The 21,019-nt window shown below is 74.0% G+C and carries 16 protein-coding genes; 7 read left to right on the top strand and 9 right to left on the bottom strand.

Annotated elements, in window-relative coordinates:
• Positions 1-24: 24 nt before the first annotated feature.
• The 3 genes from ACFC1F_RS23580 to ACFC1F_RS23570 all read right to left on the bottom strand — a co-directional run bounded on the left by ACFC1F_RS23580 (position 25) and on the right by ACFC1F_RS23570 (position 3,070).
• Positions 25-612, bottom strand: a complete 588-nt coding sequence (locus ACFC1F_RS23580) for a gamma carbonic anhydrase family protein (RefSeq protein ID WP_376161013.1) — start codon at positions 610-612, stop codon at positions 25-27.
• A gap of 75 nt (positions 613-687) precedes the next feature.
• A complete protein-coding gene (locus ACFC1F_RS23575) occupies positions 688-2,067 on the bottom strand; it encodes a serine hydrolase (protein WP_376161011.1) in 1,380 nt (459 codons plus the stop codon).
• 436 nt (positions 2,068-2,503) lie between these two features.
• Positions 2,504-3,070, bottom strand: coding sequence for a DJ-1/PfpI family protein (locus ACFC1F_RS23570; RefSeq protein ID WP_376161009.1), 567 nt, complete (start codon positions 3,068-3,070; stop codon positions 2,504-2,506).
• 262 nt (positions 3,071-3,332) lie between these two features.
• Between ACFC1F_RS23570 and ACFC1F_RS23565 the strand changes: the two genes are divergently transcribed.
• Positions 3,333-3,881 (top strand): RBBP9/YdeN family alpha/beta hydrolase, encoded by a 549-nt coding sequence (locus ACFC1F_RS23565; RefSeq protein ID WP_376161008.1) that lies wholly within the window; start codon positions 3,333-3,335, stop codon positions 3,879-3,881.
• 170 nt (positions 3,882-4,051) lie between these two features.
• On the opposite strand, the gene ACFC1F_RS23560 is transcribed toward ACFC1F_RS23565, so the two are convergent.
• A complete protein-coding gene (locus ACFC1F_RS23560; RefSeq protein ID WP_376161006.1) occupies positions 4,052-4,486 on the bottom strand; it encodes a hypothetical protein in 435 nt (144 codons plus the stop codon).
• Between the two features lie 443 nt (positions 4,487-4,929).
• Between ACFC1F_RS23560 and ACFC1F_RS23555 the strand changes: the two genes are divergently transcribed.
• On the top strand, positions 4,930-6,198 hold the full coding sequence (locus tag ACFC1F_RS23555) for a glycerophosphodiester phosphodiesterase (RefSeq protein WP_376161004.1): 1,269 nt from the start codon (positions 4,930-4,932) through the stop codon (positions 6,196-6,198).
• 81 nt (positions 6,199-6,279) lie between these two features.
• Here the strand turns inward: ACFC1F_RS23555 and ACFC1F_RS23550 are convergent, their stop codons facing one another.
• Entirely contained in the window at positions 6,280-8,580 is a 2,301-nt protein-coding gene (locus tag ACFC1F_RS23550; RefSeq protein WP_376161002.1) for a transglycosylase domain-containing protein, read from the bottom strand.
• A 184-nt stretch (positions 8,581-8,764) separates the two neighbouring features.
• Positions 8,765-9,838 (bottom strand): hypothetical protein, encoded by a 1,074-nt coding sequence (locus ACFC1F_RS23545; protein ID WP_376161000.1) that lies wholly within the window; start codon positions 9,836-9,838, stop codon positions 8,765-8,767.
• A gap of 119 nt (positions 9,839-9,957) precedes the next feature.
• On the opposite strand from ACFC1F_RS23545, the gene ACFC1F_RS23540 reads away from it, so the two are divergent.
• From ACFC1F_RS23540 to ACFC1F_RS23530, 3 genes are all read left to right on the top strand, one after another.
• Positions 9,958-10,998, top strand: a complete 1,041-nt coding sequence (locus ACFC1F_RS23540; RefSeq protein WP_376160998.1) for an SPFH domain-containing protein — start codon at positions 9,958-9,960, stop codon at positions 10,996-10,998.
• Entirely contained in the window at positions 10,995-11,987 is a 993-nt protein-coding gene (locus tag ACFC1F_RS23535; protein ID WP_376160996.1) for a hypothetical protein, read from the top strand. Before ACFC1F_RS23540 ends, ACFC1F_RS23535 begins: the two co-directional genes overlap by 4 nt.
• Before the next feature lie 201 nt (positions 11,988-12,188).
• Entirely contained in the window at positions 12,189-12,839 is a 651-nt protein-coding gene (locus ACFC1F_RS23530; RefSeq protein ID WP_376161059.1) for an HAD family acid phosphatase, read from the top strand.
• A gap of 271 nt (positions 12,840-13,110) precedes the next feature.
• Here the strand turns inward: ACFC1F_RS23530 and ACFC1F_RS23525 are convergent, their stop codons facing one another.
• From ACFC1F_RS23525 to map, 3 genes are all read right to left on the bottom strand, one after another.
• Positions 13,111-14,457, bottom strand: a complete 1,347-nt coding sequence (locus tag ACFC1F_RS23525) for a DUF2254 domain-containing protein (RefSeq protein WP_376160994.1) — start codon at positions 14,455-14,457, stop codon at positions 13,111-13,113.
• 215 nt (positions 14,458-14,672) lie between these two features.
• Entirely contained in the window at positions 14,673-15,098 is a 426-nt protein-coding gene (locus tag ACFC1F_RS23520) for an acyl-CoA thioesterase (protein ID WP_376160992.1), read from the bottom strand.
• Positions 15,099-15,260: 162 nt separating this feature from the next.
• Entirely contained in the window at positions 15,261-16,028 is a 768-nt protein-coding gene (map, locus tag ACFC1F_RS23515) for a type I methionyl aminopeptidase (RefSeq protein ID WP_376160990.1), read from the bottom strand.
• Between the two features lie 80 nt (positions 16,029-16,108).
• Here map and ACFC1F_RS23510 point away from each other — a divergent pair, with 80 nt between their 5' ends.
• A complete protein-coding gene (locus ACFC1F_RS23510; protein WP_376160988.1) occupies positions 16,109-16,378 on the top strand; it encodes a helix-turn-helix domain-containing protein in 270 nt (89 codons plus the stop codon).
• A 321-nt stretch (positions 16,379-16,699) separates the two neighbouring features.
• Complete coding sequence (locus ACFC1F_RS23505; protein WP_376160986.1) at positions 16,700-20,695, top strand: hypothetical protein; 3,996 nt, start codon at positions 16,700-16,702, stop codon at positions 20,693-20,695.
• Positions 20,696-21,019: the final 324 nt, after the last annotated feature.

The raw sequence follows: 21,019 nt of genomic DNA, 5'->3' as shown, positions 1-21,019 counted from the left end.
CCGCGCACTGTGCCTGCGTCACCGCTACTCGGCCGGGAGGTCGGCCTGCCCGGTCTTCCCAACCGGTCCGGCCGGGGCGACCGGGGCGACCGGCTCGATCTCCCGGTGCCCGTCGGCCAGCAGACGGTAGCCCTCGCCGTTGATCTTGATCCCGGCCCGCTCCTCCTCCGTCAACTCGCGCCGGACCTTCGCCGGGACGCCGGCCACCAGCGATCCGGGCGGCACCTGCATGCCCTGCGGTACCACCGCACCCGCTGCCACCAGCGAACCGGCACCGATCCGGGCGCCGTTGAGCACCGTGGAGTTCATCCCCACCAGAACGTCGTCCTCGACCGTGCAGCCGTGCAGGACGGCGTTGTGCCCGACCGAGATCCGCTCGCCGATCACCAACGGGAAGCCCAGGTCGGCGTGGAGGGTGCAGTTGTCCTGGATGTTGCTCCCCGCGCCGACCGTGATCGACTCGGCGTCGCCCCGGATCACCGCGCCGTACCAGACACTCGCCCCGGCGGCGACCGTGACGTCGCCCACCACGACCGCGTTGGGCGCGACGAAGGCCGTCGGGTCGACGGACGGCACCCGGCCCCCGACTGCGGCGATCAGCGGCTCTGCCATGTCTCGTCCTCCTGTTGACGTCCGGCCATCACGTGCCGGTCATGATCGCACCCGGGCCGTCGGCGCGACCACCCCTCAGCCGAGCAGGAGCGGGGCCGGGCCGACGGCCGACGGTATGGCGGCCGTGGCGGGCGGTGCGAGCGGCCCTGCGGCGGCCGGCGGGCGGCCGCCGCAGGTGCCTGTCGCGACCAGGGTCTCGAACGCGGCGTTGGTCGCGGGCAGGTCGGACATGTCGTAGGGGTTGACCGAGGCCGCGAACTGCCGGCTCCCGTCGGCGGTGCCGTACAGCAGGGTGTTGTAGCCGGGGATGCCGCCGCCGTGGCCCCAGAACTCGCCGCATGGGGTCGTCGTCCGCTGGAGGCCCAGGCCGTACTCGGCGGGCCCGCTCTGGGGGCTGGTCCGCTTCATCTCGGCGAGCTCGGCCGGGCCGAGCAGCCGCCCGCCGAGCAGGGCGGAGACGAACCTGGTGAGGTCGGCGGTCGTCGAGATCCCGGCGCCCGCGGCGCCGCCCATGCTCGGGTTGAGCAGGGTGGCATCCGCCGGGCCGGTGGCGAGCTTGTAGTAGCCGTGCGCGTGCGGGCCGGGGATGAAGGGCGAGTCGACCGGCATCGAGGTGCCGGTCAGGCCGAGGGGGCGGATGATCCGGCGCTCCACCTCCTCCCCCCAGGTGCGGCCGGTGAGCCGCTCCACCAGCAGCCCGGCGACGATGTAGTTGGTGTTCGAGTAGTGCCACCCCTGTCCGGGGGCGAAGTACGGCGGGTACTTGGCGGCGATGGCGATCAGTTCCTGCGGCCGGTAGGAGCGCCAGCGGCCGGTGCTGAGCCACTGCTGCAGGGTGCCGGTGTCCTCCTCGAACGAGAAGGCCGGGTCGTCGGTGTAGTTGGCGAGACCGCTGGTGTGATTGAGCAGTTGACGCACGGTGATCTGCCCGCCGTTGGGCACCAGGCCGGGCAGGTGGCGCTCGACCGGGTCGTCGAGGCCGAGCCGGTGCTCGGCGACGAGCTGGAGCAGCACCGTCGCGACGAAGGTCTTGGTGACGCTGCCGATCCGGAACCGGCCGTCGGCCGAGGCCCGGGCGCCGGTGGCGAGGTCCGCGGTGCCGGCCGCGCCCTTCCAGACGGTGCGACCCCGCTCGCTGACCCGCCCGAGTGTGGCGGAGGCGCCACCGGGGCTCACCAGGCCGCGCACGGCGGCGTCCAGGGCCGCCGGGTCGACGCCGCCCTGGCCGGCTCCTCGGTCGACGTCCCGGCCGGCGTCGGCCACGGCATCCGCTCCGCCGCTGACCGCCTCGCCGGTGACGTCGCCGCCCGCGCCGACCGCCACCGTCAACCCGTAGGAGGACGGCGGTGCGCCGTGGGCGGCGGCCACCGGGGCGAGGGCGCCCACCAGGCCCACGCCCGCGAGGACGGCCGCCGCGGTGCGCAGCGCCGGCCCGCGTCGTCGCCGCCCCCGCACGCTCCCACCCGCGGACTCGCGCGCTGTCCCACCCGCACGCTCCCCTACCGTGCGTCCCGCCTGCTCGTGTGCCGATCCGGGCATGCCGCCACCCCTTCCGCATTCGAAACGGGCGGTGTCCCCACAACTGCCGCCCTGCTCCTGACAGCTGACACTCTGACAGTCGGACGCGAAGCAGTCGTCGGCCCCAGGTCCGGAACGCCTCAGACCCAGGTCTCATCTTTTTCCGTCGGTTCCCTCCCCCTCAGGTCGAACACGACCCTGAGAACCCCCGAGAACCCCCGGGGTGCCGCGAACGCCGTGCCCCGCTCCCGCAGGCCGGGGAGCGGGGCACGGAAGGCTCACCTGCACAACGGGGGCCGGCCGGATCAGGCGGGCCCGGTCGGGCAGGCCGGGGCACGCCGGGCCCGGTCGTACCCGGTCACGCCGGGTCGACTCAGGAGAGCGGGGCCTTCACCCGCAGCACCTCGACGAACGCCCGGAGCCACGCCGGGTGGTCGGGCCAGGCGCGGGCCGAGACGACGACGCCGTCGACGACCGCCTCGCCGTCCACGAACTCCGCGCCGGCGGCGGCCACGTCCGGCGCCAGTGCCGGGTAGGCGGCGCTGCGCCGGCCGGAGAGCACCCCGGCGGCGGCGCTGACGAGCGGGCCGTGGCAGATCTGCGCGACCGGCTTGTCTGCCTCGAAGAAGTGCCGGACGATCCGCTGCATGTCCGGGTTGTTCCGCAGGTACTCCGGCGCGCGGCCGCCGGGGATCACCAGCGCGACGTACTCGGCCGGGTCGACGTCCGCGAGGGCGAGGTCGGCGGGCCAGGTGTAGCCGGGCTTCTCGGTGTAGGTGTCGAAGCCGTCCACGAAGTCGTGGACCACGAACTGGAGGCGCTTCTTGGCCGGTGCCGCGATGTCGACCTGGTAGCCCTCCTCGCGCAGTCGCTGGTAGGGGTAGAACACCTCCAGCGACTCCGCGGCGTCACCGGTGACGAGCAGGATCTTCGATGTCATCGCCGACATCCCTCCACATGATCGACCGTCAGACATGGTGCGGGCCCGCCTCGGTGGCGACCGGTGCGGGCCGGGGAACAACCTCCCGCACCCGGCGGCGCCGACGCAACAGGGCGCACCGGGCGCGCCGCAGCGCACGAGCGCCCGCGCGCGCTGGGCCCGGGCGCGTGCGCTGTCGCACCACCACGCGCGCCCCCTTGCCGGGCCGGGCCCTAAACTCCAGGTGCCCAGGTCACCGCCCATCCGAAGGGAGTCCGCACCCATGGCGGACCGCGTCACCTACCTCGTCCTGCCCGGCTACGAGAGCTCGGGCCCCGAGCACTGGCAGACCCGCTGGGAGGAGGCCGACCCGGCTGCGTTCCGGCGCGTCCAGCAAGAGGACTGGGACCACCCGGAGCCGGAGGCCTGGGTGGCCGCCGTCGACGCCGCGGTCGCCGCGGCGGCGGCCGACGGTCCGGTGGTCCTGGTCGCGCACAGCCTCGGCTGCGCCACGGTGGCCCGCTGGGTGGCCTCGGCGCCGGCCGAGCGGACCGCCGTCGTGCGGGGCGCGCTGCTGGTCGCGCCCGCCGACATCGACAACGCCGACGTCCCGGAGCTGTTCGGGTTCCGGCCGGTGGCCCGGGAGCCGTTCCCGTTCCCGGCCGTGGTGGTCAACAGCCCGGACGACCCCTGGGTCACCCCGGAACGCGGCCGGGGCTTCGCCGAGGCGTGGGGCGCGCAGTACGTCGCGACCGGCCCGCACGGGCACCTCAACTCCGCGTCCGGCCTCGGGGACTGGCCGGAGGGCCGGAAGCTGCTGGCCGGGCTCTGACCGGCCGCGGGCCGGGTGCGCCTCGGGAGGCTTCGGACCGAGCCCACCCCGGGACGCCGCCTACCGGGCGCACGTCGGGGCGCCGCAGAGCGGACCCACCCCGGGGCGGCCGACGGCCCGGCCCGGGGGGGCACCCCGGCAACGGCGGGACGGACGGGCCCCGGGCGAGGTCAGCCCCGGCTGAACAGGAGCCCGTCCGCCCCGGACGACTTCAGCCTCGGAGTCCCCTGGGCCGTGAAGGCGCTCAGGTCCAGCACGCACGGCTGCGCGCGGCCCTCGACCGACACCTCGACGCCGTAGTGGGAGTTCCTGCGGTACTCCTGCCACGTCCCCTCGGCCGGCCGCACGCCCGCCCCGGAACCCGCCCCAGAGCCCGGCACGGGCGTCTCCCCGCCGCAGAGCGTGGCCGGCAGGAAGGAGGCGCCCAGCCGCCCGCCCTCCTCCAGGACCAGCACCGCCGAACCGCTCGTCCACCGCCCGACCGGGCTGGCCGGCTTCTGCCCCGTGCTGCCGACCACGACGGCCGCGATCGTCGCACCGACGACCACCACCAGCCCCGCGATCGCCACCCGCGAACCCCCCTGCCCTGCTTCCCCGTTGCGCATGGCCCACAGCATAGGGAGCGCCGACCACCCGGTCACCGGTCCGCGGAACCCGGCGGCGTTCCCACGCCGGCGACCCACACGGGCGACCCACGCGGGCGACCTGGGCCCGCGACCTGGGCCGGCAGCCGCTCCGCGCGGGCCGACCGTGCGCGCGGGGCGCGGGGCGCCGGGCAGCCGTACGGGCACCGGAGCTCCGACGGCCGCCGCAACGCACCCGCATACACACATGCACGCACGCGCACGAACCCGGCGGCGCCCGGCCGTGGAACCCCGCGGCGCGCGGAGGAACGACGCGAATTTATCCGCAGTTCGCCCGTCGGCCACCCGGCCGCGGGCCACTGCTCCTAGTCTGCGGGCGACGAGCACCGCCGCGACCGGCAGCACCGCGGCCGCCACCATCCCGGCCACCACCGCCGCGCCATCAGCGCGGGCAAGGAGCACTCATGACGTACCGTCCGCTCGACGGCAGCACCCCGGCAGCACCCGTGCAGGGCGCCGACTCCTCCCGCCGCCGGTTCCTGCGCGCGACCGGCGTCGCCGGCCTGGGCGCGGCCGCGCTGGCCGCCGGCGCCGGCGAGGCGTTCGCCGCGCCCGGCGAGGACCAGCCCGAGGCCTCCGACGAGCGGGCGGCCGCCGCCGCGCCGGCCGGGACCCGCGCGCCGGTGCGCACCGGAACCGGTCTGGACCGGCTGCCGCACCCGCTGGTCATCGGCCACCGCGGCGCCCCCGGCTACCGTCCGGAGGAGACCCTGGGCTCCTACGAGCTGGCGCTGGAGCTGGGCGCGGACGTCATCGAGCCGGACCTGGTGCCCACCAAGGACGGCCACCTGGTGATCCGGCACGAGAACAACATCGCCGAGACCACCGACGTCGCCGACCACCCCGAGTTCGCGGGGCGCAAGACCACCAAGACCATCGACGGTGCGCCGCTCACCGGCTGGTTCACCGAGGACTTCACGCTCGCCGAGCTGAAGACGCTGCGGGCCAAGGAGCGCCTGCCGCAGCAGCGCCAGCGCAACACGCTGTACGACGGCCGCTGGCAGATCCTCACCTTCCGCGAGCTGGCCGACTTCGCGCGCAAGCGCGGGCGCGAGCTGGGCCGCGACGTCTGGCTCTACCCGGAGACCAAGCACCCGAGCTACTTCCGCTCGATCGGCCTGCCGCTGGAGGAGCGCCTCGCGGACGAGTTGCGCCGCACCGGCCTGGCGGGCAAGCGCGGGCGGGCGATCCTGCAGTCCTTCGAGCCGAGCAGCCTCCAGCGGCTGGCGAAGCTGGTCGACAATCCGCGGATCCAGCTGCTCAGCGGCCCGACCAGCCAGCCGTACGACTTCGTCCTCTCCGGCGACAAGCGGACCGTGGCCGACCTGGTGACGCCGGAGGGGCTGCGCTGGATAGCCTCGTTCGCGCACGGCATCGGCCCGACCACGCAGCTGATCGCGCCGGTCGACGCGAGCGGCAAGCTCCTGCCGCCGACCACGCTGGTGCGCGACGCGCACGCGGCCAACCTGCTGCTGCACCCGTACACCGTGCGCAACGAGAACGGCTTCCTGCCGCTGGACTACCGCCGCGGCACCGACCCCAACGCGTACGGCGACGCCATCGGCTGGGCCAGGTACCTCTACGAGCTGGGCGTGGACGGCTTCTTCACCGACCAGACCGACACCACGATCCTGGCCCGGCAGGACTTCTGGGCCGCCAAGGGCGTCAACTGAACAGCCGCTGAGCGCGCCTGACGACCGTGCCCCGGACCGCGAGAGCAGGTGGTCCGGGGCACGGTCGTCGGCGGGTGCGCGTCAGTTGTCGTCGGTGTGGTCGGTCGGCGGGGCGCTGCGCGGGCGTCCGGGTGCGGGCGTCCGGCCGCCGCCGGTCCGGCCCGGTGCGGTCTCGGGCCGGCTGCCGCCCGGATCGACGGTGCCGCTCGGACCGGAGCCGCCCGGGCTCGCGCTCGGGTCCTTCTTGGGCGGCGGGTCCGGGATGTAGACGGTCTGGAAGGTCTCCTCCGGCATCCCCTTGACCGCCTGGTTCATCGCCATCTCCCAGATCGGCCCGGGACCGGTGGCGCCGAAGATCTCCTCGAAGTACTTGCCGCCGATCCGGATGTCCTTCATCGGCACGCCCTTGGCCGGTCCGCCGAGCCAGACCGACGCCGCCAGCGACGGGGTGTAGCCGCTGAACCAGGCGGCCTTCTTCTCGTCGGCGGTACCGGTCTTGCCGGCGATCTGGCGGCCGTCGTCCAGCCCCAGGTCGCGGGCGGTGCCCTTCTCGGTCACCCCGAGCAGCACGGTGTTGATGACGTCGGCGGTGTTCTCGGAGATCGCCTGGCCGCACTTGACCGGGGTGACGGGCACGTCCCGGCCGTCCACGGTGGTGATCTTGTTGATCGCGACCGGCGTGCAGTAGGTGCCCCGGGCGGCGAAGGTGGCGTACACGTTCGCCATGACCAGCGGGCTGACCTCCTGGGTGCCGAGGCCGAGTGCGGGCAGCTCCTGGAGCGGGTCGCCGCTGGCCTTGGCCGCGATGCCCAGCTTGTTGGCCATCTGCTTGACCGGGCAGAGGCCGATCTCCTGCTCCATCTGCACGAAGTAGGTGTTGACCGAGAGCGCCATCGCCTGCTTCAGCTGGTACGGGCCGACCTCACTGGCCGACTCGTTGGGGACGGAGCCCTCCTTCCGGCCCTTCTGCAGGTTCTTCCAGTTGCCCGAGCAGGTGGACATCGTCGGCCAGTCCATCCGGTTCGGCGACGGGTACTGCTGGGTGGGCGGGAGCCCGGCCTCCAACGCGGCGGCGGCCACGATCGGCTTGAAGTTGGAGCCCGGCTGGAAGCCGTTGCCGCCGCCCATCCCCGCGTCCACGTTGTAGTTGACGACGGTCTCGTTCTTGGCCGGGTCCAGGCCGTACGGGCGGGTCTGCGCCATCGCCAGGATCTTGCCGGTGCCCGGCTCGACCATCGTCATCGCCGCCGAGACCGGGTCGGAGACGAACACCTTCTTGGTCACCGCGGCCTGCGCGGCGGCCTGCTTCTGCGGGTCCAGCGTGGTGTAGATGTTGAGACCGCCCTGGTCCCACAGCTTCTTCCGCTCGGCGGCGGTCTTGCCGAACACCGGGTCCTGCTTGACCACGTGGCGCACGTAGTCGCAGAAGAAGCCCATGCCCGCGTTGGCGGTGATGCAGCCGTTCTGCGGCTCCTTGTAGCGCAGGCCGAGCGGGGCCGCCTTCGCCTCCTTGGCCTGGGCCGCCGTGAGGTGCTTGTTCTCCACCATCTTGTCGATGACGGTGTCGCGCCGCTTCTGGGCGGCGACCGGATGCGTCTTGGGGTCGTACTGGGACGGGTTCTGCACCAGACCCGCGAGCGTGGCCGCCTCGGGGAGGGTCAGGTCCTTGGCGTCCTTGCTGAAGTACCGCTGGGAGGCGGCCTGGATGCCGTAGGCCTGGTGGCCGTAGAAGGTGATGTTCAGGTAGTTGGAGAGGATCTGGTCCTTCGTCAGCTCCTCTTCGAGCTTGATGGCGTACTTGAGTTCCTGGATCTTGCGGCCGATCGTCTTGCGCTGCGCCTCGCGGACGGCGGCCTGGTCGTCGCCGGCCTTCTCGACGTTGACGTTCTTCACGTACTGCTGGGTCAGCGTCGAGGCGCCCTGGACGGCCGTGCCGCTCTCGGCGTTCTTGGTGACGGCCCGGAGCACACCCTTGAGGTCGACCGCGCCGTGCTCGTAGAAGCGCGCGTCCTCGATGTCCACCTGGGCCTGGCGTATCAGGGGAGACATCTGGTCGGCGGGTATGACCGTGCGGTCGCGCTCGTAGACCTTGGCGATCAGCACGCCCTGGGCGTCGAAGATCTGGGAGGCCTGGCTCAGCGGCGGGGTCTTGAAGTCGTCGGGAATGCTGTCGAAGCTGTCCGCCGTACTCTTGGCGGACAGTCCGAGCGCGCCCGCCGCCGGCAGGGCCACTCCCGCCAGCAGGACGCCGGCCAGCGTGCTGTAGCCGAGGAACTTCACCGCATGGCCCAGCAGGCCGAGCGGCGTCTCGCGGCGCCGGGGACGCGGGATCCAGGTGTCGCCCTGATCCGGGGGGGCGATGCGGCGGCTCTTCCGTGACATAGCCGGAACACTACGTCCACGAAAACCCCCCGTGGGGCGGGTGTTGGCCATGCAATGTCACAAGTCTGCGACAGATTCGCCTCATTCCGGCCGGTCGGTCACGCCGTCGCCGCAACTCCGCGCACCGACAAGGATCGTTCGCCCACGCCCGTTCGGGCCGCCCGACCGGATTGATGAGCGCACGTCAGTCTGACCGGCGCTTCTTCCGCAGCCCGAGCACCACACCCACCACGGCGAGGACGGCCACCACGCCCACGGCGCCGTCCGACGGACCGTCCGCGGAGCCGGAGGAGCCGGCCGCGGAACCCGCCGAGGGCGAGGCGCCGGGGGCCCGGCCGGGGGGCGCCCCGGCCCCGCCCGACGGCGGGGCGGACGGCAGCGGCTTGACGGTGTCGGGGAGTTGGCCGTCGTCCAACGGCTCCCGCCAGACCGGACTGTCCTTGCCCTCGGTGCCGTAGAGCACCGACCGGCCGTCCGCCGTGAAGGTCACCGACTCGCCCTGGCGCTGCAGCGGCGCGGCGAGCGGGCCGAGTTCGGTGGGCGCACCGTCCTTCCAGCGGTACAGCCCGGCGGAGAGGTAGCCGCGCAGGACGAGCCGGGTGCCGTCCGGCGAGAAGGCGCCGTCGGTGACCCACGGGACGTCGCCGATCCGGCGGAAGGTGTTGATGCCGGCGGTGGAGAGCTTCTCCGGGCCCTCGTAGAGGCCGCCCCCGCCCTGCTTCTTGCTGGCGATGTACGCCCGGCCGGTGACCGGGTGGACCATCAGCGCCTCGGCGTCGCGGGGCCCGTCCTCGTAACGGACCCGGTAGCGGATCACGTCCACGGACTGGTCGCGCAGCTCGGCGGGCTCCGCGAACGAGTAGATCCACACCTCGGACCACTTGCCGCCGAGGTTGTCGCCGAGGTCCCCGACGTAGAGCCGCCCGTCGGGACCGAGCGAGATCGCCTCGACGTCGCGCGGCTCGGTGCCGCGCAGCGTGACGGTGGCGACGGTGCGGCCCTGCGAGTCGACGGCGTAGACGTAGGGGCCGTCGTCGCTATCGTTGTGCGTCCAGTAGACGCCGGGGTGGGCGAGGCTGGCGGCGAGGCCGCTGGACTCGGTGATCCGCGGGTCGGTGATGGTGAACGCCTGGCCGGCGCCGTCGGCCGCGCGGGCGGGCGGCGCGGCGGCGAGGGCGGTCAGCGTGAGGGCCGCCGCGAGGGCCGCCGGGGCGCGGCCCGCCCCCTGGTGCCGCTTCCGCCGTGTGTTCGTTCGCATCCTCAGCACCCGCCGATCCTCCCACGGCGCCCGGCACCGGTCCGGAAACCCCTTTTCGTCATCTTGACGAGATCGTCGCGCGCGCAATATCGTCGCACTGACGAAAAGGGGTCCCGCTCATGGCCGACATCACCCGGCGCTTCGGACTGCGCCACCTGCGCGCCGTTCCCACCGCCCACATCCGCCACCTCGACCGGGGCAAGGTCGCCCACGACGGCACCGGCCTCGCCTTCTGGTTCCGCCCGCTCACCGCCGCCCTCTCCGAGGTGCCGGTGGACGACCGCGAACTGGCGATGCTCTTCCACGCCCGCACCGCCGACTTCCAGGACGTCACCGTGCAGGCCACGCTGACCTACCGGATCACCGAACCCGCCACCGCGGCCGCCCGCGTCGACTTCGGCATCGACCCCGACACCGGCGCCTGGCGCGCCGCGCCGCTCGACCAGATCGCCACCCTGCTCACCGAGACCGCCCAGCAGCACGCGCTGGGCCTGCTCGCCCGCACCCCGCTCGCCGCCGCACTGGTCGACGGCGTCAGCACCGTCCGCGACCGGATGGCCGCCGGACTCGCCGCCGAACCCCGGATCACCGAGACCGGGCTCGCCGTGATCGCCGTCCGCGTCGTGGCGCTGCGCCCCGAGCCCGAGGTCGAACGGGCCCTGCGCACCCCCGCCCGCGAACTGGTCCAGCAGGAGGCCGACCGGGCCACCTTCGAACGGCGGGCCGTCGCCGTCGAACACGAGCGCGGCATCGCCGAGAACGAACTCGCCAACCGGATCGAACTGGCCCGGCGGGAGAAGCAGCTGATCACCCAGCAGGGTGCCAACGCGCGCCTCCAGGCCGAGGACGAGGCGGTCGCCGACAGGGTCCGCGCCGACGCCGAGGCCGGACGGCGTACCCGGCTCGCCACCGCCGAGGCCGAGGCCGCCCGCGCGCTCTCCGGTGCCGAGGCCGACGCCGCCCGCGCGCTCGGCGAGGCCAAGGCCGCCGCCGAGGCCGCCTGGCTCGCCGCCCACCAGCAGGCCGACCCGGCCGTGCTGCGGGCGCTCGCCCTGATGCGGCTGGCCGAGCACCTGCCGCGGATCGACAGCGTCACCCTCACCCCGGACCTGCTCAGCGGGCTGCTCGCGAAGCTCGCCGGCCCGGCGGGTGAGCGGTGACGCTCGCACCCCGGGCCGTCCTGGTCCACCGCCGCACCGAGTACGAGGAGTTGCTCGCCCACCACGGCACCCCCGGGCAAGCCGCGTTCTTCCTCTCCTCCCGCGGCCGCTCCGTCGCCGAGGTCGAGCACCGCCACCACCGGCAGGCCGAGGCGCTCGCCCGCGCGGCGGCCGCCGTCCCGCTCGACTGGCGGCGCACCCGGGTCGAGCGGGCCGACCTCCCCCGGTTCCTGTTCGAACCGGAGGACGTGGTCGTCGTGGTCGGCCAGGACGGCCTGGTCGCGAACGTCGCCAAGTACCTCGACGGCCAGCCGGTCATCGGCGTCGACGCCGACCCGGGCCGCAACCCCGGCGTCCTGGTCCGCCACCGCGCCGACGCGCTGCCCGCCCTCCTCCCGGCCGCCGTCGCCCGCAGCGGCTCCCGGCACCTGGAGGAGCGCACCATGGTCGAGGCGGTCGCCGACGACACCCAGCGGCTGCTGGCACTCAACGAGGTGTACGTCGGGCAGCCCGGGCACCAGACGGCGCGGTACCGGCTGACGGTGACCGGGGCCGGGGCCGCCTCCGCGGAGACACCCCCGCTCTCCGCGGACCCGTCCGCATCGCGGGGCTCCGCAAGGCCGCGGGGCCCCGCCGCGCCGCCGGACTCCGGCGAGCCGCAGGCCTCCTCCGGGGTGCTGGTCGGCACCGGGACGGGCGCCACCGGCTGGTGCCGGTCGGCCTGGCTGGAGCGCGGCGGACCGCTCGCCCTGCCCGAGGCGGCAGCACCCGCGCTCGCCTGGTTCGTCCGCGAGGCGTGGCCCTCCCCCGCGACCGGCACCAGCCGGGTGCACGGGGTGCTGGACGCCGGCCGGCAGCTGGTGCTGACGGTCGAGTCGGACCGCCTGGTCGCCTTCGGCGACGGCATCGAGACGGACGCGCTGGAGCTCACCTGGGGCCAGAGCGTCCGGCTGGGCGTCGCTGCGACGCGGCTGCGACTGCTCGGCTGACCGGACCGCCTCCGTCGCACCGGGCCGGCTCCGCGCGGTGTCCGGGGAGTTCACTCGCCGGATGCACAGAAGATTGTTACCTGTCGGTAAGCAAGAGTCCTGTTGCGGGACCTAACGGTGTGCAAGATTTGCCATGGCCGCGTCGTGTTCGTCACCTCGCGGATTCCGACACCATGACAGAAAGGCTCCCCGGTGGCAGGTATGAGACTGGTCGGCAGAGCAGCCGCCCCCGTTGTTCTGGCCGGCGCACTCCTCGCGGGCCTGGCCGGCCCGGCGGCGGCCGCCGCCCCCGCCCACTCGGCACCCGCCGTCGCCCGGGCGACGGTCCCGGCTCCGGCCGCGGCACCCCTCTCCGCAACGGGTGTGACCGAGAGCCAGTGGCTGGCCGACGTCCGGGCGGCCCTCGCCCCGGCCCGCGCCTACATAGAGCAGCGCACCTCGGGCCCCGGCGCGGCCGTCCGCCCGGCGATCGTGTTCGACATCGACAACACGACGCTCCAGACGCACTTCCACCCCTTCAGCCAGCCCGCCATCGGCGCCTCGCTGGAGCTCGCGACCTACGCGCACTCGCGCGGCGTCGCGGTCGTCTTCATCACCGCGCGTCCGGACTTCATCGACTCGCTGACCCGCTGTGCCCTCCAGCGCGCCGGCTACCCGGTGGACGGCCTGCACGGCCGCGACCTCGACGACCTGTTCCAGCCGGTGCAGGACTTCAAGACCGCCCAGCGCGCCGCGGTCGAGGCGGAGGGCTACACGATCATCGCCAACGTCGGCAACAACACCACCGACCTGGAGGGTGGCCACGCCGACCGGACGTTCAAGCTCCCCGACTACAACGGTCTGCTCTCGTAGGGTCCGTCAAGTCATCGGCGCTCCGGCGCACGGCCCCCCTCGGGGTCGGCCGGGCGCCGGGGTGCTTCGGCCCCTGAGGGTTCCCGGGCCCCGGGTGCCTCGGGCCGGGGGCGCCTCGCGACCGGACGTGCCTGGCGACCGGACGTGCCGCGGCACCGGGGGTGACCTGGTCCCCGGGGTGACCGTCGCCACCGGGGTGACCGTCGCCGCCGGGGGCGCGCAGCCGTTACCCACGCGGCCGGGACCCGGGTGGCCGTGGTCGGGCCGGGCGTCAGCCCCGGCCGGTGCGGCTCGCGTGCGCGGCGAGGACGGCCAGGTAGCGGCGGTGCACGTCCTCGCGATCGGCCGGCTCGGCCACCGACTCCGCGCTCAGCCGCTCGATCATCCCGGCCTGGCGGAGCAGCACCTGGCGCTGCTCCTCGGTCCTGGTCTCCACCATGATCTCCGCCAGGGCGTCGAGCTGCCGGATCAGGACGGCGGGCATGCCGTGGGCGGTCTGGCGGATCTTCTCGAACGCGCGCTCCACCAGCCGCTCGTAGCTCACCGGCGTGGCGATCACCCGGATGTAGCCGTCCGCGTCCCGGTGGACCGGGTCCGGCTGCCAGCGCGACGCGATCCGGCACAGCCCCTCGCCGAGCCAGTCGATGCAGGTCAGGGTGGTGAAGGTGTCGTTCACCGCGGTGGACAGCGCCCGGATGGCGATCTCCACCAGCTGGTCCACCGCGAAGGCGATGTCCTGGGCGAGCGTCCTGGTCGGGCCGGTGATGTGGGCTCGGGCGAAACTCCGGGACACCTCGTCAGCCGCCTCGGCGGGCCAGACCGTGGCGAGCTGGTGCCCCTGCACCAGGAAGTGGCCAGGTCGCTGGTCCAGGCGGATGACGGCGCCGAGCTCGGACGCCATGCGGACCAGCGTGCGGTGCCGAACGAACTGCAGGTAGCCGCTGGCCGGCGCCGGCACGGCGGCCCCCGACGCGTCCAGGCGGGCGTGCAGTTCGGCCTCGGGCGGCCCCCGCTCGACGCCGCCGCCGCGGGCGGGTTCGCCTGCGCCCGCGTCGATCGCCGCCGAGAGCTCGGCCGCGATGTTCGCGATGACGCGGGGCAGCTGGATGGAGGTGGCGATGTGGTGGATGAAGTAGATCAGCACCCCGAGGTCGGCCAGCACCAGGCCCATGCACACGGTGATGGACAGGTGCGGGACGAAGTCGCCGTGCGAGGACGGTCCGATCACCATCAGGGAGAGCACCGCGTAGACGAACGTCCCGACGAAGGTGCCCAGGGTGAGCTGGGTGCTACGGTCCCGGATGAAGGTCCGCAGCATCCGCGGCCCGAACTGGGTGGAGGCCAGCGTCAGGGTCACGATCATGATCGAGAACACCACGCCGACGACGGTGATCAGCGCCGCCGCGATGGCGGCGAGGATCTGCCGGGCGGCGTCGGCCGTGCCGCTGATGACCCAGGTCGGCAGCGACAGGTCGCCCCGGTAGGCCGCCCGGTCCAGGGACCAGGTGAGCAGGAAGAGAAGCGCGGCGAGCAGCACCTCCAGCATCGGCACCACCCACAGGTTGGTCCGCAGCGCCTCCCGACGCCACTGCGCCTCCAGGTGGACCCCACCGATCACCTCGCCCACCTCCAGCCCCTGCGCACCGGCCCGCCGGACGCCACCTCGTTCAAGGGTCGGACGACCCGGCGGTGACCGCCCGCCGGGCCGCCCCTCCGTGGGGCCGCCCGGGTGGCGCCACGCCCGGCGGCCGGGGCCGGGGGCGGGAGCGGGAACGGGGCCCGGAGGGGTGGGGCGCAGAGGTGGGGCGCAGAGGCGGGGCTCGGGGGCGGGGCTCAGAGCCCGAGCAGCCCCGGGTCCAATGCCAGCGCGAGCATCGGTTCGCGCGGGTCCGCGACCAGCCGCCGCTCGGTCAGGTCCAGGAAGCCCCCGACACAGGTCACCTCGGCGGCGAGGACCCCGTCGGTCCGGGTGATGGCCTGCACCAGTTCGAAGGTCCTGCCGCCGCCCCAGACGAACCGGCAGCTCACGTCCACCTCGTCGCCCGCGCGCAGCTCCCGCCGGTACTTGACCGTGGTCTCCAGCACCACCGGGCCGATCCCCTTGGCCAGCAGGTCGGCCTGACGCACGCCCGCCGACTGGAGGTACTCCCAACGGGCGTACTCGGCGTACTGGAGGTACACCGCCTGGTTGAGGTGGCCCTGCGCGTCGGTCTCGTAGCCGCGGACGGTGACCCGCACCGTGAAGTCCTGATCGGTCATGATCCGCACGCTACTCCGGACGCGGTGTCAGCGGCGCGTGGCGTCCGTCACGGCCACCGCCAGGGCCACAGCCCGGGCCAGGGACTCCACCCCCGCCAGGGCCACCGCCACGGCCGGCCCGGGGAGCGCGCGGTGGCCGGGTCGTGGGGCCACCGGGCGGGCCTACCGCAGGGTGAGGACGCGGGGACCGTCCTCGGTGATCGCCACCGTGTGCTCGATGTGCGCGGCCCGGCTGCCGTCGGTGGTGCGCAGCGTCCAGCCGTCCGGGTCGGTGTCGTGGTCGTCCCGGCCGCCGGCCGTGAGCATCGGCTCGATGGCCAGGACCAGTCCCGGCTTGAGCGGGTACCCGCGGCCCGGGCGGCCCTCGTTGGGCACGTGCGGATCCTCGTGCATCCGCCGCCCGATGCCGTGCCCGCCGAACCCCTCCGGCAGCCCGTAGCCGGCCCCGCGCGCCACCTTGGCGATCGCGTGCGCGATGTCGCCGGTGCGGTTGCCGAGCACGGCCGCGGCGATTCCCGCCTCCAGCGCCCGCCGGGTGGCGTCGATCAGCTCCTGGTCCGCGGGCCGAGCCGCCCCGACGGCGAAGCTGACGGCGGCATCGCCCGCCCACCCGTCCAGCACGGCCCCGCAGTCGATGCTCACCAGATCCCCGTCGCGCAGCCGGTAGCCGTCCGGGATGCCGTGCACGACGGCGTCGTTGACGGAGGCGCAGATCACGGCGGGGAACGGCACCGGCGCGAACGAGGGCCGGTACCCGAGGAACGGTGAGGTGGCCCCGGCCTTGCGCAGCACCTCCCGCGCCACCCCGTCCAGCTCCAGCAGGCTCACCCCGACGCCCGCCGTCGCCTCGACGGCTGCCAGCGCGTCGGCCACCACCCGTCCTGCCTCCCGCATCGCCGCCAGCGCCGCCTCCGACTTGAGCTCGACCATGCTGCTGATCCCCTCGATCCATTCAACCAATTCTTATACCGGTATATCTATCACGGTTGCGGCGGTATTAGTATTGGCGCATGGTGAGGACCCCACTGACCCCCTGGGAGCGCGACCGCGGCGAGCGGTTCGGCGCCCTGCTCCGCGAGGCGCGCGGCGCCCGCAGCATGGTCGAGGTGGCGGCGGCGGCCGGCATCTCCTCCGAGACCCTTCGCAAGATCGAGACCGGCCGGGCACCCACCCCCGCCTTCTTCACCGTCGCCGCGCTCGCCTACGCCCTCGACCTCTCCCTCGACGACCTCGCCTCCGCCTGCGCGCCGGCGGAGGACGACGAGGCGCTGTCGGCGTAGCCGCGGCGCGGCCGGGGCCGGTCGCCCCACCGCGCGACCCCCTGCCCTCGTCCGGCGGCCCGACCGGGCGAGGCGAGGACCCGAAGCCCCTTCACGCCTGCCCGCCTCGCCCGGCAGGCCCTCGACCTCCTTCCCGCCACAGGGGGCCCGAGCGCGCCCCGCCGTCGGGGATCTGACGCTGCGTCAGTACGGGCGCGGGGCCGGCCGGCCGACGGCCTGGAATCCGATGGCACGATGCGTGTACACCCCGTTAGACTCCGCCCGCTCGATCACATGTGTGATTTTTTCGTGAGCGCGACCTGTCCAAGGTGGGGGGAGCAGATGAACGTGCTGCCGATCGGCAGACGAGTACAGCGGAAGCGAGGTGGAGGCGGCCGTGCAGCCGCCTCCGGGGCCCTGCTGCTGGCCGTCCTGGCCTCGCTGGTGGGCCAGGCCGCACCGGCCTCGGCGGTAGGGGCAGCGCCGACGGCGGCCGCCGCGCCGCAGGCGGACGCTCCGGCGGACCCGGGCGCAGGCCCGAGCGCGACCGCGAGCCCGACCGCGGGAGCTCCGAATGCGGGCGCCCCGGCCGCCGCGTCGGACCAGAAGGCCGACCAGGAGGCCCTCGCCCGCGAGCTCCGGCAGGCCGACCCGAGCGGCCCGTGCCCGACGGCGCTGCAGCCCGGCACGGTGGTGAGCTGCACCCTCGACGTGAGCGCGACCGCCGCCTTCAGTCTCACCCTGCCGCAGCAGAAGGACCTGCTGCTCGTGCAGATCGTCGCCGCCCAGGGATCGATCATCCCGACCGTGGTCGCGCCGGACGGCACCACCGTGAGCTGCGACGACCCGGTCGGCCCGAGCTGGGGCAGCAGTCAGGCACTGCGATGCGCCACCACCCAGGCGGGCACGTACACGCTCAGGGTCGGCACCGTCACCAGTTCGCCGACCGGTCTCGCACTCTCGTACCTGCCGCTGCAGTCCACCACGGCCTGCCGGACGGTCGGCGCCACCGACCTCGCCCTGGGTTCCCCGACCGTCTTCAACGGTTCCCTGGCGCTGGGCTCGGCCGGTGACTGCTACCAGGTGCAGGACCTCGTGGCCGGCGACATGCTCCGCACCGATGCCACCCAGCCGGGCGTCACCCCCGTCGTCTACGACGCCACGGGCGCCCAGGTCTGCGGCAAGGGGACCTACCCCGACTGCCGGCTCACCGGCCCCGCGCCGTTCCGGATCACCGTCCAGCGCTACAACGGCGCGGCCCAGACGTACAGCGTCTCCGCGGCGCGGCTCTCCCGCCCGGAGGGCTGCACGCTGGTCGAGCCCCAGGCGTTCGGCGTCTCCCCGGACCTGACCTCCGCCGCACGGTGCCGGACGCTGCGCGTCCCGGAGTCCGCGCGGTACGACTTCGCCCCGGTCAAGAACGACGGCTCCGTCTCCGGCGGGCTGTTCGCGGCCGACGGCACCTCGCAAGGGGGACCCTGCGCACAGGGCGCCTGCGACCTGACGCCGGGTGACTACACCTGGGCCGTCGACGCGTACAAGCCCCCGGTCGGCGCGTTCGGCATCGCCTTCCACTCGGCCAGGGAGACCCGGGGCTGCATCGCGGCCAACGACACCGGCCTGACGGCCGGTCCGGCCACGGGCACCTTCGGCGGGCCGGGCCAGCAGCTCTGCCTGACCCTGCCGACCGCGTCCGGCAAGGGCGTCTACCTGCTCAACCGGCCGCCCGCCGACGGCGCGGCGGTCGGCGGCCAGGTCGTCGACGCCTCGGGTGGCAAGCAGTGCGAGATCGGCACCGCGTCCACCGTCTGCAGGCTGACCGGCACCGCCCCGTTCCGCGCGGTGCTGACCGGAACGCCGTCCAAGGCCTACGGGCTGGTGGTCCACCGGACCGAGGAGACCGGCGGCTGCGCCGCCTGGCCGCAGAGCGGGTTCGACGGCACCTGGGGTGTCGAGGTCCCGCTCACCGCGGCCGCGCCGCAGGCCTGCCTGTTCCTGCCCGCGAACCAGCACTCCACCGCCGAGATGGTCGACTACACCAATCTCAGGAACCAGCTCAACGCCGACCTGTCGGTGGTCGACGCGGCCGGCGCCCCGGTCTGCGCGGGGATCTCGGCCCAGAACTCGGCCAAGACCTGCCGGCTGGCCGCCAACGTCCCGTACACCGCGCTGCTGAACGGCTGGGGCGGGGCGGACGGGTACAAGCTCGTCCGGCGCGACATCTCGCCGGGCGCGAACTGCCTGACCCCGGCCTCGACCAAGGTCGGCGGCCCCGGCATCTCCTTCGACCTGACCTCGGCGCTGGACGCCCGATGCGTCCGGGTCACCGCCGCGAGCAGCGACAAGTACACCCTGGGCGTCCGGACCTCGGACGGCCCGAACGGCGCGAACGCGCTGCTCGGCGTGGTCGACAGCGAGGCCAAGCCGCTCTGCACCCAGTTCGGCATGGCCTGCCAGCTCACCGGCGCGGGCTCGTACACCGCGATCGTGCTCGCCTCCGGGTACCAGGACAGGCCGATCCACACCGGCGTGGACACCTGGAAGGTGCACACGGCCGCGGGCTGGGCACCCGAGTGCGCCGCCAACCCGATCGCCGTCGAGGGCTTCCCGCAGCGCAGCGGGGTGCTCACCGACGACTCGACCGCCTACTGCGCGGTGATCGACATGAAGGCCAGGCAGTCCTTCAACGTGGTCGGCACCAGCAGCGCCACCGGGCCGGGCGACATCCCGCGTCTTCGCCTGCTTCGGGACTCCCAGTGGACCGGCGACTACGGCTACCAGTGCAGCACCAACTACGGGGCCTTCGGGGGCCGGTGCTCCTCCGACTCGCAGGCCGAGCAGGCCGTGCTGGTCCTGAGCAGTGCCACGGCGGGCACGCCGGTCGAGTACAGCATGCAGGGCGTCTGCGACTCCGCCTGCCCGACACCGCGGCCGACGACGGCCCTGACCTCGGTCAGCCCGTCCAGCGGCGCCACCGGGACGAGGGTCCAGGCCGTGATCCGGGGCAAGGGGCTCCACCTGGGCAGCAGGGCCAAGCTGGTGGGCAACGGCTCCTCCGGCAGGCCGATGATGTCGACGCTCTCCGTGAACACCGACGGCACCGCGCTCGACGTGCTGCTCGACACCAACGGCCTGGCCCCGGGCAGCTACGGCATCCAGCTCGACGACGTCTACGGGGTCTCGCTGCCCAGCGCCTTCACCGTCACCGCCGCCGACGCCCCGGCCAGGAGCCGGTTCGTCCCGATCACTCCGGCCCGCTTCCTGGACACCCGGGACGGCACCGGCGCCCCCGCCCAACGGGTCGGCCCCGGCGGCGTGGTGGCCCTGCAGGTCGCCGGCGTCAACGGCGTCCCGGCCACCGGCGTCACCGCCGTCGTCATGAACGTCACCGCCGTCAACCCGACCGGGCCCGGCCACGTCACGGTCTACCCGGACGGACGGCCGCTGCCGGGCGTCTCCAACCTCAACTTCGAGGCCGGACAGATCGTCCCGAACCTGGTGACGGTGCCGGTGGTGAACGGGAAGGTCGACCTGCGCAACAACGCCGGTTCGGTCGACCTGCTCGCCGACGTCACCGGCTACTACACCGACGGGGCCACCGGCTCCGCGTTGACGCCGATCACTCCGGCCCGCTTCCTGGACACCCGGGACGGCACCGGCGCCCCCGCCCAACGGGTCGGCCCCGGCGGTGTGGTGGCCCTGCAGGTGGCCGGCGTCAAGGGCGTCCCGGCCACCGGCGTCACCGCCGTCGTCATGAACGTCACCGCCGTGGAGCCGACCGAGGCCGGACACCTGACGGTCTACCCGGACGGACGGCCACTGCCGGGCGTCTCCAACCTCAACTTCGAAGCCGGACAGATCGTCGCCAACCTGGTGACGGTACCGGTGGTGAACGGAAAGGTCGACCTGCGCAACAACGCGGGCTCGGTCGACCTGATCGCCGACGTCACCGGCTACTACGGGGACTCCGGCTCGGCCTTCTCCCCGACCACCCCGGTCCGGCTGCTGGACACCCGCAACGGTGTCGGCGCCCGGGCCGGGACGGTGGGCGCCGGCGACATCGTCAGCGTGCCGGTGACCGCGATCGAGGGGGTCCCGGCGACCGGGGTGACCGCCGTGGTCCTGAACGTCACGGTCACCGAGCCGACGGCGGGCAGCCACCTGATCGTCCACCCGCACGGGACGGCTCGCCCGGACGTGTCGAACCTCAACTTCACGGCCGGGCAGACCAGGGCCAACCTGGTCGTCGTCCCGGTGGTGGACGGCCGGGTGACGCTCTTCAACCACTGGGGCTCCACGCACGTGGTCGCCGACCTGAGCGGCTACTTCGCGGCCTGACCCCGGACGGTTCCGAACGCCGCCGTGCCGCCCGGTCTCCGGGTGGCACGGCGGCGTCCTGCTTCCGCGGAGCTTCCGGGGAACCCGTTCGTCACGGACACGGCCGCGAGGGCGCCCGGCGGGCCGTGTCGGACACGCCCCGGGCCGGGCGTCGGCCGGCGCCGCCGTCGGCGCCCGCCGGCACCTGCTGAGGGCCGCGGACTCGGGCGAGGCGTCCCTTGAGGTCGCCACGGTCCGCGCCGGCCCGGGGGCCGACGCGGGCCGGGTTCCGCCCAGGCAGCACGGGCTCGACCCCGACGGAACGCCGTCCGCCCCGTGGTGACC

It is taken from the genome of Kitasatospora sp. NPDC056181, from assembly GCF_042266225.1.
GTDB lineage: Bacteria > Actinomycetota > Actinomycetes > Streptomycetales > Streptomycetaceae > Kitasatospora.
This window is presented reverse-complemented; position numbering and strand designations above follow the sequence as displayed.

What these genes read in the sequence shown, in the direction of transcription:
- ACFC1F_RS23530 (WP_376161059.1), top strand. Translation starts at nt 12,189, where the DNA reads ATGAGACTGGTCGGCAGAGCAGCCGCCCCCGTTGTTCTGGCCGGCGCA.
- ACFC1F_RS23540 (WP_376160998.1), top strand. Translation starts at nt 9,958, where the DNA reads ATGGCCGACATCACCCGGCGCTTCGGACTGCGCCACCTGCGCGCCGTT.
- ACFC1F_RS23555 (WP_376161004.1), top strand. Translation starts at nt 4,930, where the DNA reads ATGACGTACCGTCCGCTCGACGGCAGCACCCCGGCAGCACCCGTGCAG.
- ACFC1F_RS23560 (WP_376161006.1), bottom strand. Translation starts at nt 4,486, where the DNA reads ATGCGCAACGGGGAAGCAGGGCAGGGGGGTTCGCGGGTGGCGATCGCG.
- ACFC1F_RS23570 (WP_376161009.1), bottom strand. Translation starts at nt 3,070, where the DNA reads ATGACATCGAAGATCCTGCTCGTCACCGGTGACGCCGCGGAGTCGCTG.
- ACFC1F_RS23550 (WP_376161002.1), bottom strand. Translation starts at nt 8,580, where the DNA reads ATGTCACGGAAGAGCCGCCGCATCGCCCCCCCGGATCAGGGCGACACC.
- ACFC1F_RS23580 (WP_376161013.1), bottom strand. Translation starts at nt 612, where the DNA reads ATGGCAGAGCCGCTGATCGCCGCAGTCGGGGGCCGGGTGCCGTCCGTC.
- ACFC1F_RS23510 (WP_376160988.1), top strand. Translation starts at nt 16,109, where the DNA reads ATGGTGAGGACCCCACTGACCCCCTGGGAGCGCGACCGCGGCGAGCGG.
- ACFC1F_RS23545 (WP_376161000.1), bottom strand. Translation starts at nt 9,838, where the DNA reads ATGCGAACGAACACACGGCGGAAGCGGCACCAGGGGGCGGGCCGCGCC.
- ACFC1F_RS23505 (WP_376160986.1), top strand. Translation starts at nt 16,700, where the DNA reads ATGAACGTGCTGCCGATCGGCAGACGAGTACAGCGGAAGCGAGGTGGA.
- ACFC1F_RS23520 (WP_376160992.1), bottom strand. Translation starts at nt 15,098, where the DNA reads ATGACCGATCAGGACTTCACGGTGCGGGTCACCGTCCGCGGCTACGAG.
- map (WP_376160990.1), bottom strand. Translation starts at nt 16,028, where the DNA reads ATGGTCGAGCTCAAGTCGGAGGCGGCGCTGGCGGCGATGCGGGAGGCA.
- ACFC1F_RS23565 (WP_376161008.1), top strand. Translation starts at nt 3,333, where the DNA reads ATGGCGGACCGCGTCACCTACCTCGTCCTGCCCGGCTACGAGAGCTCG.